Annotated in this window: 13 protein-coding genes, 7 tRNA genes, 1 pseudogene and 1 other annotated feature; of the genes and pseudogenes, 3 read left to right on the top strand and 18 right to left on the bottom strand. The window is 44.0% G+C overall.

The features are described 5' to 3' along the window. Positions 1-374 precede the first annotated feature (374 nt). From JGK16_RS22750 to JGK16_RS22730, 5 genes are all read right to left on the bottom strand, one after another. Positions 375-1142, bottom strand: coding sequence for a phycobilisome rod-core linker polypeptide (locus JGK16_RS22750; protein WP_293192632.1), 768 nt, complete (start codon positions 1140-1142; stop codon positions 375-377). Between the two features lie 112 nt (positions 1143-1254). Beyond that, on the bottom strand, positions 1255-2130 hold the full coding sequence (locus JGK16_RS22745) for a phycobilisome linker polypeptide (protein WP_293183822.1): 876 nt from the start codon (positions 2128-2130) through the stop codon (positions 1255-1257). A 201-nt stretch (positions 2131-2331) separates the two neighbouring features. Then, positions 2332-2931 (bottom strand): chromophore lyase CpcT/CpeT, encoded by a 600-nt coding sequence (locus JGK16_RS22740; RefSeq protein WP_293192630.1) that lies wholly within the window; start codon positions 2929-2931, stop codon positions 2332-2334. A 175-nt stretch (positions 2932-3106) separates the two neighbouring features. Further along, positions 3107-3640, bottom strand: a complete 534-nt coding sequence (locus tag JGK16_RS22735; protein ID WP_293183817.1) for a phycobiliprotein lyase — start codon at positions 3638-3640, stop codon at positions 3107-3109. A 108-nt stretch (positions 3641-3748) separates the two neighbouring features. Beyond that, a tRNA-Lys gene (locus JGK16_RS22730) sits at positions 3749-3822 on the bottom strand. A 179-nt stretch (positions 3823-4001) separates the two neighbouring features. Between JGK16_RS22730 and JGK16_RS22725 the strand changes: the two genes are divergently transcribed. Then, complete coding sequence (locus JGK16_RS22725; RefSeq protein WP_293183814.1) at positions 4002-4346, top strand: XisI protein; 345 nt, start codon at positions 4002-4004, stop codon at positions 4344-4346. 191 nt (positions 4347-4537) lie between these two features. Here the strand turns inward: JGK16_RS22725 and JGK16_RS22720 are convergent, their stop codons facing one another. The 6 genes and pseudogenes from JGK16_RS22720 to JGK16_RS22695 all read right to left on the bottom strand — a co-directional run bounded on the left by JGK16_RS22720 (position 4538) and on the right by JGK16_RS22695 (position 8345). Then, the gene (locus JGK16_RS22720; RefSeq protein ID WP_293183812.1) at positions 4538-5953 is read right to left on the bottom strand and encodes an ankyrin repeat domain-containing protein; all 1416 of its coding nucleotides are present in this window, start codon (positions 5951-5953) and stop codon (positions 4538-4540) included. Positions 5954-6206: 253 nt separating this feature from the next. Further along, positions 6207-6305, bottom strand: a pseudogene (locus JGK16_RS22715) (hypothetical protein); the annotation flags it as partial. Between the two features lie 3 nt (positions 6306-6308). Continuing rightward, a complete protein-coding gene (locus tag JGK16_RS22710; RefSeq protein WP_293183809.1) occupies positions 6309-6548 on the bottom strand; it encodes a hypothetical protein in 240 nt (79 codons plus the stop codon). Continuing rightward, the gene (locus tag JGK16_RS22705) at positions 6535-6807 is read right to left on the bottom strand and encodes a BrnT family toxin (RefSeq protein WP_293183806.1); all 273 of its coding nucleotides are present in this window, start codon (positions 6805-6807) and stop codon (positions 6535-6537) included. Before JGK16_RS22705 ends, JGK16_RS22710 begins: the two co-directional genes overlap by 14 nt. A 309-nt stretch (positions 6808-7116) precedes the next feature. Then, positions 7117-7686: a 3'-5' exonuclease gene (locus JGK16_RS22700; protein WP_293183804.1), complete on the bottom strand. Its 570-nt coding sequence runs from the start codon at positions 7684-7686 to the stop codon at positions 7117-7119. Between the two features lie 83 nt (positions 7687-7769). Beyond that, positions 7770-8345 (bottom strand): dihydrofolate reductase family protein, encoded by a 576-nt coding sequence (locus JGK16_RS22695; RefSeq protein ID WP_293183801.1) that lies wholly within the window; start codon positions 8343-8345, stop codon positions 7770-7772. 170 nt (positions 8346-8515) lie between these two features. On the opposite strand from JGK16_RS22695, the gene JGK16_RS22690 reads away from it, so the two are divergent. Together JGK16_RS22690 and JGK16_RS22685 are read left to right on the top strand one after the other, a co-directional pair. Beyond that, positions 8516-8686: a hypothetical protein gene (locus JGK16_RS22690; protein ID WP_293203416.1), complete on the top strand. Its 171-nt coding sequence runs from the start codon at positions 8516-8518 to the stop codon at positions 8684-8686. Positions 8687-8757: 71 nt separating this feature from the next. Next, on the top strand, positions 8758-8988 hold the full coding sequence (locus JGK16_RS22685; RefSeq protein WP_293183799.1) for a hypothetical protein: 231 nt from the start codon (positions 8758-8760) through the stop codon (positions 8986-8988). Positions 8989-9539: 551 nt separating this feature from the next. On the opposite strand, the gene JGK16_RS22680 is transcribed toward JGK16_RS22685, so the two are convergent. From JGK16_RS22680 to JGK16_RS22650, 7 genes are all read right to left on the bottom strand, one after another. Next, a tRNA-Ser gene (locus JGK16_RS22680) sits at positions 9540-9625 on the bottom strand. Positions 9626-9979: 354 nt separating this feature from the next. Next, positions 9980-10052 (bottom strand) — tRNA-Ala (locus tag JGK16_RS22675). Between the two features lie 5 nt (positions 10053-10057). Then, positions 10058-10134, bottom strand: a tRNA-Ala gene (locus tag JGK16_RS22670). A 5-nt stretch (positions 10135-10139) separates the two neighbouring features. Then, positions 10140-10216 (bottom strand) — tRNA-Ala (locus JGK16_RS22665). A 6-nt stretch (positions 10217-10222) separates the two neighbouring features. After that, positions 10223-10296: transfer RNA gene (locus JGK16_RS22660), tRNA-Arg, on the bottom strand. A 250-nt stretch (positions 10297-10546) separates the two neighbouring features. After that, on the bottom strand, positions 10547-11833 hold the full coding sequence (locus tag JGK16_RS22655) for an RNA ligase family protein (protein ID WP_293192628.1): 1287 nt from the start codon (positions 11831-11833) through the stop codon (positions 10547-10549). A 132-nt stretch (positions 11834-11965) separates the two neighbouring features. Further along, positions 11966-12021: a sequence feature (23S ribosomal RNA rRNA prediction is too short), on the bottom strand. Positions 12022-12331: 310 nt separating this feature from the next. Next, positions 12332-12404 (bottom strand) — tRNA-Arg (locus tag JGK16_RS22650). Positions 12405-12456 lie beyond the last annotated feature (52 nt).

Raw genomic sequence — 12456 nt, 5'->3', positions numbered from 1 at the left:
TTTTTGACAATCGCAATAATTCTCTCAGTTTACCATTTTGACTATATGATACTACTATTGCTTACTACTGCTTACAAACTTAATAAAGTTTTATAATACCATTTTAGAATTTAGATTTGAGAAACAGTCCTGGACGTGCTTCGACCAAATATTTTTTCCTTCTCCCCTAGATAATTAAGGCCTTCTTCTATAAATCAAGTTTTTGGCTTTTTTAAACAGAAAAAGAGCGAATAAGAAACTCGCTCTAGAGAAAGTATTAAGATACGAAACCTCAATCAAAAAAAACGATAGAAGAATCTAGCTCAGCTCATAAAGGGGAACCCAAGAAAGTTTCTAGTTATCCCCGACTCAGGCTCGCGTCATCAGTCTATGGCTTAAGCAACTTCGGTGATGCTGACAATTTTTCCGCCAGCGCGATGAATGCGCTGAATTTGCGGAGTCATCTTCCCACCAGAGACAAGATATTCAGTGTTGCTCACTCGGCGAGGGCTATCAAATTTAGCTCCTTTGACAACAATCTTGAACATTTTTTCGGTGGCATCTTTGGAAGCACTAATGCGACCGCCTGTGCTTGGTAAAGTAATTTTGTTACCACTATTACCAGCTACGAAGTCAACTAAGCGAGAAGCGGTAAAAGCACTGTCAACTCCTGCATAACCTTGATACAGGGAAAGAGTGCGATTGTAGCCAACTTGCTTTTGTCCGACTTGACTTTTTGCCCCTTGATAATAAGGGACTGTATTCTCGCCAAATTTGTCCTCATATTCTTGACTGTCAAGGTACGAGTCAATTTCTGCATCGTAGCCTTTTTCGATACAGGTGCGAATATGCTCAGAAAGTTCTGCTTGGTCTAAGGGAGCGCGACCTAACAAATGTTTAAAGTTTAGCTCGACAAAGCGGTAGGGAGCGCATGATTCAAAATACCGACTGCGATAGAAGTCGGATTTTGCCACAGCGCGGACAAATTCCCGTACTGTCGTCCCACCATCGCACAACTGGGATTCTGCCACAGTCAGGCGTTCGCTTTCCATCACGTGGGGATTGCCGAGCACTTGCTTGTAAACTGCCCGAATTACGGCCTGTGTATCATCGGAACTGCTAGTAGACCAAAGTTCTACTGGTGCATCTAAAACCACACTCATTGAGTTTCTCCTAAGACTAAATAACGTTTCAAAACAGGGAATTAAGGATTGAAGAAAAACACGCTCAGGGAGGTAATTCCCCAAGTCGTGAAGCTAGAAGTTTAAACGGTTTCTAGTTGACAGCAGTGATGCTGGCAATTACGCCGCCTTGTTTGTGGATGCGTTGATATTCTTGGGAAAGTCTGGAAAACGGCACTACATAAACTTGGTTGCTCTGCCGAATTTTTTGAACCCGATTCTTTGCAGAAGTGCGATAGCCAGTTACTTCGATACGGAAAACCTTACCTTCGTCACCAGAAGCAACGTTGTAAACACTTTTAGCACCGCGCTGTCTATCGGGAAATGACCAACCATCCCCAACTGAACCGCCGGAAGGAGGAATGACTGCTACAGGGGTTTCTTGAATCACGTATTTGTTCAAAACTGGGGATTTTCCAGAAAGACTTCCTTTGAAATCGCTGCTGGAAGGGCCGCGCAAGAGAGCAAACATATGAGTAAACCCAACCATATTTTGTCCTGGTTGGGTTTTGTAGCCTCGGTAGTAGGGAACGATATTTTCGCCGTAGGCGTTTTGGTATTCATCGCTGTCGAGGTAAGAATCAATATCTGCCTCGTAGCCTTGAGTATCTAAGATAGTGCTATGGGTTCTCATTTCTTCTAGGCCATCCGGAGCTCGACCGAGAAGATGTTTGAAATTCAGTTCAAGAAACCGATAGCGAGGACAAGTATCGAAAAAGCGAGAACGGTAAGCGTCGGATTTTGCCAGAGCGCGGACAAATTCGCGTACACTCAATGCACCACTTTTGAATTGCGATTCAGGAATTGTTGCCCGTTCGCTTTCCATGACGTAAGCATTACCCAAAACTTGCCGGTAGACGGCACGAATAATGGTTTCTACTTCTTCTTGTGAACGTCCTGGAATCAGTTCTAAACAGGGTGTTTCTTCAAATAAACTGACTCCAAGTCGAGATGCAGGTCCAAAAACCATTTAAAAAATCTCCACTATTGTGTTATGTGAAAATTTACCATAATTGGATGTTATATTAGAAAACTTTACATAATGTAACATTCCAGGGGAGGTTGCTGTTTCACGTACTACAGGAGTTTTTTGGGGTACAGGAGTCTTTTAGGGTAATAGGTGTGGCTGTAGTATGTGCTGCGCTCGCCTGGAAATTCGTCGGCGGGAAAATTAGAGAGGCGGTAGCTCTCCGGCAAAACTTTGACGCTTTTCAAACCATAAGGAGCCATTCTCTGAGCCCCAAATCTGTTCGTGAGTATTTACATCCATACCGCGATCGAGACTGCTCCAGGTTGTTTCGGTAATTTCTACGTCGCTGATGAGGTAGGTTGAACAACCTTTTTTTTCGATGAGACACTGGTTTCCTGGTTCTACACTACCACGAAACATTTCTCCTTCTCGTTTGAAAACCATAGAGCAATTGTAGCGCCGTTGAATGCAATCTGGTTTAATTGTTTTGAGAATGCTTAATTCCCGTGCTGCTCCGGCGTATTGTACTGGATCGTTGAGACTATAATTTTCAATATAAATTTGTTCTCCTTGGTCTATTAATTTGTGGACTCCTTGACGGTAGGGAGTCCACAGATCGTGGTCATAAACCTGCTCGGAGTAAAAGCCAATGGCGTTAAAAAAATCAAATGGTAAGGGGCGGAAAAATATATGAATGTGGGCAAATTGTTGTGGTTTTTCAAAGGATTGTTTGTAGTTGCTGAAATCCCCGGCCATCCACTGAGCCAGAGTGATTAAATCATTGGTTTTTACTGAAGTCATAAGCTGTTATTTATTTTTTATAGATTGTCAAAAGTGTTGCTATAAAATCAGTGTTCGGCTTGTTTTCTCGACTGTTTAGGTAAGGTGCGTCGCCGCGATATTGTCGATTTAAATTAGGTGTTGCTGGTGGCGACGCACCCTACAAATACTGTTGCATGATTTTCGATAATTGGTATTATTTGCCGGAGAGCGATCGAATTTCTGAAGAAAATGATGCGGTGACAACTCCACTTCCTTTACTGGTTTTGATCAGGGAAACACGAAAGCGCAGGTTGGGATTGGCAAACCAAATTTTTTCTTCGGCGGCGGCGTTATCGTAGCTTGTGAGGAGGACAAAGGTGCCATCGTCTGTGATGTGATAGTCGGCGGCGGCGGGAATGGTTTCGGCATATCCTTGGTCTCGCAGTAGTTTACCGCGATTGGGGACTGTGGGATCTGGGATTGGTACGAGGATACAACTGCCTTTCATTTCAGCGTTTTCATCCCAATCTGACTGGCCTTCCCATGCCATGTGAAAGGGGTTGACTGCTTGGGCTGGGTCGATGTTGTAGGATTTGCAGAGGTCGATTACGGCAGCATCATCGGGTGAGAGTGCAACGATATCAATGACTGACTCGATCGCTTCAAAGTGTCGGAAAGTCAAGTGATGGGCGCTGCGCTGCGATCGCCACTGTCCGAGGGAATTGTCAACAAATTGCTGGATGTTCATGAAAATTATTTTACAAGCTCATTGACTCAAATATTCTTTTCAATTTTTTAAGATTGACGAGAACACTACAGCTTGCGGGTAATGGCATTGTACTATGTTGTTTGAGGATGGGAGTAGAAGGACTTGAACCTTCGACCTTGAGATTAAGAGTCACCTGCTCTAACCAACTGAGCTATACTCCCGCATCTAGGCTACTATAACACAACTAATCTGAAATATCAACTATTTTTGTAAATATTTGTGGCGATCGCCGGCTGGCGAGTTTTCTGTAAGGGCGATCGACAAGAGCCAAGAACCCGCAAGCTACTGATGGTATCATTCGTTTAGTTACCTTCGAGCCAGCAGAGGAGGCAATCGTGCAATGGATTCATTAAACATTCAATATCGCGACATCGTTGAAAGAATTCTCCAAGAATATATCGATTTTCTCGGTAATGACGACCTAGCTGAGGTCAAATTAGTATTAGATGAAAAGCGCGATCGCTATTTGTTAGTCGAAACAGGCTGGCAAAACGGTCATCGCATCTACGGAAATTTGATCCACATTGAAATTATCGACAACAAGCTGTGGATCGAACACGATGGTACGGAAGATGGAGTTGCTTACGAGTTGATGGCGGCGGGAATTCCTCAAGCAGATATTGTTTTGGCTTTCAAATTGCCGGAACTGCAAAAAGTGCGATCGGGGGCGATTTCGCGATCGTGAGCGATCGACCTTATTAAGGTGATGCGCGTACCTGCGATAGTCAGTCCGCGTTCTGTTCGGATAATCTTTGTTTGAGTGTTCGGTGTCGAAGTCATACTCGTAACCTGTGAGTTATTGCTTCTATAGTAGCTTATGAAATAACGAATTTGCTATTTAAATTTAGTCGATAGCACGTAGCATCCGCATAAAATTTACGATCGCGATCGTCTGTATTGGCACGCACTGCAAACCGATCGCATATCTAATCCTATTTTGAGCGATTGAGCCATCAAAACCTCAACTATATCTTGTTGATTTCTGCACTTAGCCAATTGAATAGGGGTACAGCCCCGTTGATTCCGTGGATTCACCTCTGCTCCAGAAGCTAAGAGCGATCGCACAATATTTAAGTGACCGAGTGAAACTGCGTTGTGTAATGCTGTACATCTGTTATTATCTCTAGCATTGACATAGGCTCCTGAAATCAATAGAAGTTGCACAATTTCCAAATGTCCTTTGAGAGCTGCTTTGTGTAAGGCTGTATTTTCGCTATAATCTTTAGCATTAACATCAGCTCCAAAAGCGATTAGAATTTCTACAACTGGTTTGTGTCCCCGCTCCCCAGCAGCGTGAATAGCTGTTTTGCTAATTGTTACTCCTTGCAACAGTAAAAACCTGACCACATCTTTGTGTCCTCCCGCAGCCGCTTCATCCATCGCTCGCTCGATATGATTTTCATAGCCGTAAGCGGTTCCCTCTAATGACAGTCTGCGTTCGAGCAAAATTTGCACAACCTCTTTGTGTCCGTTCTCTGCTGCGAATTCTAAAGCTCCATTCCCGAAATCTATGATGACGCTAACATCGGCTCCGCGATCGATTAATAGTTGCACCATTTCCACAAAACCCAACCAGGAAGCAGCGATCAAAGGATAAAAACCTTGAGCGCATTCTCCATTCACATCTGCACCATACTTAATTAGTAGGTCAGCTACCTCAATTTGGTTATTTGCTACTGCGAAGTACAACAAAGTATTGCCGTAAGGAGGTGTTCGTCCGGTTCGAGCATTTGGATCGCCCCCTTGTTCAAGGTAAGACTCAACCTCCTGAATATTGCCGAGTGCAGCAGAAATGTATATGTTGACAACAGCACCTTGAGAAAATAGTATTTCGAGAATTTCTTGATGTCCTTTCCAAGCTGCAACCAGAATAGGGGTTTGCCCATAACGATCGACTATATTGATATCTGCTCCAGCAGCAACAAGTGCTTCAACAATCTTGGGTTGGTTGTTCCAAGCTGCTGCCTGTAAAGGAGTGTCTACAGAGCCAGTACCGCACCGGAAATTTACATCGGCACCAGAGTCAATCAGCAATTTTGCTAACTCTAGATTTTTATAGGAGATAGATGAATGTAGAGGTGTATTGTTAGCTCTGTCTGCTGCATTAACATCTGCGCCTCTAGCAATTAATGTTTCAGCCATCCTGAAGGATTCTACCATAATTGCTTGGTGTAAAGGGGTACTATCTGAGCAACTTTCATCTCTAAAATTTATATCATCTCCCCGATATAGGAGAGCGATAACTCTGTCAAAATCAAGATGACAAACAGCTTGACATAATTCCTGGCTCATTTGTGTTTCAAATGTTTTATTATAAAATTTTGGTTCCACCGCTCCACTAATCATTTTACATAATAAACAAGCAAACAGAAAAGCCAATTACCCAAATAGGTTTGGCTTTTCTGCTATAGTCCTGGACGCACGGGTGGTCAGAAACCGGGTTTTTTACGAAAATCTTTCGTTGTCGCCCACAGCAAGGGCAAAAAACCCGGTTTCTTGGGTTTTGATGCGTAAGTTTTCTGCTACTTATCAATTCAGCAAAATGCTATCGCTGAATCTTGGAGACGACGCCCGCACCGACGGTACGATCGCCTTCGCGGATGGCAAAACGCATATTTTGTTCGATCGCGATCGGCTTCACTAAATTCTAGTCATTGCCTCTCATATTGCCGAGAGGATACTTATTGTCTTTCATAACTCTCATCAAAAACCGTAGAGCTTCATTTACTGCTTCAGAGTCAGGAAACATTTCTGCAACATCAGGTTCCAGATGAACTGTCAGCCCGCTAAAACTCTTGCGTGCATGACCTACTTTTCTCACTCGCAAGCTCTTCAGATCGTATTCCGATCGCAGTTCGTCTTCCATATCTGTTTCAGCCTTCTTCATAAACTTCTCGCTCTTTTCTAGTTACTTCTCTGGCGCTAATTAAACGAATTGTCTTGCCCCTTTCCGTATAAGACACTATTAATAAACGGCCTCGGCGCGATTCTCCTACAATAATATATCGATCTTCCTCATCAGAATGGTCTGGATCGTAGAAATCGACATATAGCGGATCGTCAAAAACAGTTTTTGCCTCTTCAAATGAGACTCCGTGCTTTGACAGATTTCTCGCTGCTTTGTTTTCATCCCACTCAAAATTCATGTACGTATTGTAGCATCATGCGTTTTTTGAATGCAACTGTGTTGTGCAGGCACGAACGTTATTTCTATTGACTGGCGATCGCCCCACTAACTATCTTACAACAGCACCTTTACAAACAAGCAAACAGAAAAGCCAATTACCATTCGGGCAATTGGCTTTTCTGTTACTTGTCAATTCAGCAAAATGCTATCGCTGAATCTTGGAAACGACGCCCGCACCGACGGTACGATACTACGAACCTAGAATAAGGACTAAAGTCCTCACTACGAACCTAGAATAAGGACTAAAGTCCTCACTACGAACCTAGAATCAAGTAAGGTTTTTTTGACCTAGAATATAGGGCAACAATTTAGCGATGTTTCTCGCATCGTCAATCCCTCGGTGATGAGTTCCTTCTAGGGGTAAACCCGCAAGTTCTAAGGCTGTTTCCATGCCGTACCTTTTTGGCAAGCCTTGGGTTTCTGAAAAGACTTTTTTGAGATTGATGTGAGGATAAGCAATGGGAAAAGGAAGTTGATGAAAGTTGCTATCCTTTTTAAATTGTTTGCGATCGTAGTCTCCCCAGGAACCAAATACACCGTTTGGGTAGCCAGACAGCCAGTTTTTCAGCATCGCGCTTGCTTCTGGGTAAGTTGGAGCCCGATCGACTTCCGTTTGGGCGATCGATGTTAGCGCCGTGCAGAATTCGGTGAGAATGGGATGGCGCATGGGTTTGACGAATGTTTGAAATTCATCAACGATTGTTAGGGTTGTGGAATCTACCATCACTGCGCCGATCTCGATAATTTCCATCTGATTTCGGGCGATCGATCCTTTGTCGCAGCAGGTTGCTTCCAAATCGAGCACTAGATAATAGTCGAAGTGTTTTAAATTCATCATAAATTTTACCTAAATATTTTTTATTTTTAACCGCAGATGAACGCGGATTAACGCAGATAATTTTATACGATCGCCAAAACACCTCATTTTTGCAATCGATAGTGCAGCAGCATGAAACCGTTACTGTAGATTTTTCGATCGACCAATTCCAGATTCGTCGGCGCGATCGCCCTTGCAAACACAGGAATTCCCGCCCCAATGACTACCGGATTCAACTTGACAATCATCTCGTCAATCTCTGAAACCACCGTTGCTGCTAACTCACCACCACCGCACAGCCAGATGTCTTTACCCGTTTCTTGCTTCAATTCCTGAACCAATTCAACAGCATTTTCCGAAACCAGTGCAACATTCCCATCGGGGCTGGCTGTCATACTGCGCGAAAAGACATACTGCTTCAAGCTGGGATAAGGATTAGTCAAACCGACATTTAGCCCGACTTCATAGGTTTTGCGCCCCATCAAAACAGCATCAAATTGCTTGTTTCCTGAAAAATTAATTCCCAGCGCTTCGTGAAGGTGAGCCGGAATGGTTTCGGGAAAGCGATCGAACAAATCGGCAAAATGCTCTCCGGCCATCGGAAAGCAATCAAAGGAGCCATCTTCGCGAGCAATAAACCCGTCAACGGTGGAAGCCACGTAATATATGAGTTTTCTCATGTTTAAGATTGTTTGTTAAGAAGTTTTGGGAATCACCAAGGCTGAAACCATGGTAGCAGTAGTGCTTTTCAACGGCGCGATCGCCCGCATCTCTAGAGACAATAGAAGGAAAGGGCGATCGATACTCCGAAAGAAGATAAGCTGATGTCAACTAAATATGACTGCTGAAAATGGCCGAACAAGATGAAGCTTCCAAAACCATAAAAGTCACAATGCCTAACCGAATCCATCAAAAGCTGAAGAAGCTGTCTGACGAGTCAGGAATATCCATGTCTAAACTGATGCTCCTGGCAACTATCAAGGAATATAAGCTCATTGATGATAAAGATACCACTGACTAACCCCATTTAGTACCCAGTCTTACCCCATTATGCTATCCTTTAGGGAAATAGTCAACCCTGGAGGTGTACTTGTGACCCAAAATGAACTCGAAGCCCTTGTCGATGAACTCGGCTTAGTCGCTGTCATTAGCCTGTTGGCAACAATCTGCCACAACAAAGCCCGACAAACCTTGTCCCTCAAAGGACAAGGGGCAAGTCCTTATACCGCTTGGAACAGCAATGGCTTCTTGTTGAAGCAGTTGATGACTCGACTGCGCCCGATCGGCAGTTGCGATCGCGATCTAAACCTCAACGGCAACTGAGGTTCTGAGATTCAACCCGTGCAAGTCCGCAAAGCATTGGTTTTAGTCGGTTAACAGCCGGGTATGTATGCTTTAACTGTTAGGGCACGGGTTGAAACTCCTCGGTTTTGAACCAAGAATGGAGAGGACGGGACTCGAACCCGCATCGATCGACAGCAACTTTCAGGAAACGCGCTTCCTTACTGCCCGCAAGCAGACGGGAACTGCCCCCATCTCGGACTGTTAATTCCTTTCAGTGCATCTGCAACCCGCTGCCAGTTTGTGTTTTCAGGGAACGTCGCGAAGCAACTTTTTACCCTACTCAACAAACGCGATCGTCCTTTTGAGAGCCGCTTTACCTAGTTTTTACGGTGCCATTCCATTTAGGCGACCTCCCCAAAATTTCTATTGCTAAGTAGGTGGACATAAATAAATGCAACAATGTCATTGCGAGGAACGAAGCAATCGCAGGGTTTTCGGATTACTTCGTTATCTTTTCGGACAGGTAATATATATGTCTACCTACTTATAGGATAGCAAATCTATTTGCCAAGTCCCCGAATATTTCATTAAGGAAGATGAAGGAATCGAACCCTTACAGGTGTTACCTGTACCCTTGTTTTCAAGACAAGTTGCTGACCATTTAGCGGCATCTTCCATGATGCAAAACATCCATGATTCCTATGGCTCAAACATAGGAAATCCACCAGGGAGGTACTGCCCCTCCTATCGCCGCGTTATCAGCACGGTGTCTCGCTTTTCGACTTCTGGTGGTGATATCAAATCCCTACAATACATCGGTACAATTAACGGGATTTGATATTAAAAGGAAGATGAAGGAATCGAACCCTTACAGTTGCCTGTACCCTGGTTTTCGAGGCCAGTTGCCAGCCATTCAGCGGCATCTTCCAAGGGTATCCGACGGGACGTTATGGTGTTGCTCGCGAGCGGGACGCTCGCACTGAGGGATTCACAGGCTAGCGTCTCGACCGCTTCGACTTCAGATACCGCATGGAATCAAGGAGAATTGAACTCCTAACCTCTTGCGTGCAAGGCAAGCGCTCTACCAATTGAGCTATGACCCCTTTTTTGGTGGATACTGGTCGGACTCGAACCGACATTTTCCTAGTTGCGAACTAAGTGCTTTTCCAATTAAGCTACAGACCCAAGATTGGTGGATTGCGATCGGATTTGAACCGATATCTTTCTAGCAGCCAGCTAGATGCTTTTCCAGTTAAGCTACGAACCCATTTAACAGGAGCGGTAGGACTCGAACCCACAACATTCGAGGTAGAAGCTCGACACTCTATCCAGTTGAGTTACACTCCCGTATTGTTTGTTAATAAGGCTGGAGCGCGGGTGGGCAGAAACCGGGTTTTTTGCGAAAATACTTCGCTATAGTTCGCAGATTGTATGAAAAACCCGGTTTCTTTGATTTATGGGCAATCTTTAATTAACATCATGTTCATTCAATTAATTGGGATTTGTCGTTGGGCGGGGGCGGGTTTATAAGATTGTTATTTGTAGGCAGTTATTGTTGGCGAACCCGCCCCTACAGGACTTATTGCAAATCCAACACCTACAAAGCTTTCGACTTTTCTTGATACCATTTTTTGGCTGCATTCATCACTGCTTTATTAACCTCTTTCCAGGTCAAGCCAGCAGCTTCTAGTTCTGCAACACTTTCTTTCTGTACGTCAGCGTTAAACCATTTTAAAAATGCTCCGATTTTGTCCATCTCAAACTGACCAGAACAAACTTCTGTCACCCCTTGTTCTAATCGAGCAGGGGTTACAAACAGATTCACAAAGTCATCAATGCTTTGAGCAACTTCTGGGTCGATTTGAACTGGTTGTTTTGTTTTTATAGCTTGGTGTTTTTCGCCTTTGGCTTTGAACAGCAGTTCCGCATAAGACAACCTTTCCGCAAGTTCGCCGCTTTCGGGAAACATTACCAAGCCTTCGCCAATCCCTTCGAGGCCGAAAGTTTCTTTCGCCCAAGGATCTAGTTTTTCTACAGTATCAACCGCTTGATTGAGAGTGTTAACAGCCGATTCTAGTTGAGTGCGATCGCCAAAATCCAAAACAATCGGTTCTCCATAAAAAGGTAAGACAAAAATATCGGGATGTTTTGGCAAAAACTCAGCGATTTTGTCCGGGCAAATTTCCAGTTTGGCAACTTTTCCATCTATGCCGCCGAATTGCACTGCAAAAACTGCAAAGATTTTGCGATCGATCTCAGATACAGCCGTCCGTTTCTGAATGCCTTTACCGCACCATTCCCCAAAAATAGTTGCGTGTTCGGTACTCGCCAATCGAGAGAAGTAATCGATATTTTGATTTACCCAATTCGCAAAGCCGAGATTGTCGTTTTCTGGGGAGATTATTTGCGATCGACTTTGGACAGCAACTTTACCATCAGTAAAGATTTGAATGCCACCATTAGTACCGTCGAGTTTAATTTTAGCTCGATAAGTTATCTTCGGAGCTTCCCCAACCAATTCTAAACTGCGGCGAAGATTGTACAGCAGTTCGATGCTCGGCCATGTTTGCATTACGGTCGATCGATCCGCTGTTTGTTGACAGTAAATTGCCGACAAATCGATACCAATTACTTCATCAACTTTGCCCAAAGCCATACCAAAAGAATAAACACCTCGCAGCTTTGCCGGTTTGATTATAGTACCGTCTTTCAGCACAGAATCAGTTAAGGCTATCGCAACGATATCGCCAACATCATAAATGTTTTCTGAGTTGGCAACAATTTGCACTGAATCATGCCCTGGAGCTTCAAAATTATAGAGATATAGCGCATCAGCATTAGGATGATTTTGCGCGGTTTTTACTTCCATAGCAATTACAGGCATGGGAAACTCCTTTGGTTATAACTTTATTAAAAGGTGAAATAGTGCAATTCCCTAAGGATAGCTGCGCCGATCGCACTATTTGCGTGCGAGTTATCAGAGCATTGCGTTTTCTGAGTTACTAGAGGGACTCCGCCGATGAGTTATTACACACTCTTTAAAGGATGGCTACTTCTAAGCCTACCTATCGGGTTCACTGCACTCCCCGTTCGCAAACGCGCGCCGTTTTTGACAGCGTTACCTTTCCTCTCGTACTAAAGTATGTAGGCTCCAAAGATTGGGACACGCAAAGTACGCGCGGCGCAGCTATCCCGTAGGGAATCGCTCTTAACATAAGACTTACGCATCAATGGTCATAAACCGGGTTTTTTCCGAAAATCTTCCGCCTTCACCAAAAGATGAGATAAAAAACCCGGTTTCTTCGATCGAATAGGTAAGTTTTGCAATATAAAAAATTAATCATTCAATGGAATCAACCTCCTTAAAATCAAGCAATAACAACGAGAGTGGTAGGAGTCGAACCCACAACATCCGCGTCCGAAGCGCGGCGCTCTATCCATTGAGCTACACTCCCATAAATTGGTAGTCATGACAGGATATTACCCCGCTCTTGCTTGTAGCAAACA

The organism is Microcoleus sp. PH2017_09_SFU_O_A, assembly GCF_020738625.1.
GTDB lineage: Bacteria > Cyanobacteriota > Cyanobacteriia > Cyanobacteriales > Microcoleaceae > Microcoleus.
This window is presented reverse-complemented; position numbering and strand designations above follow the sequence as displayed.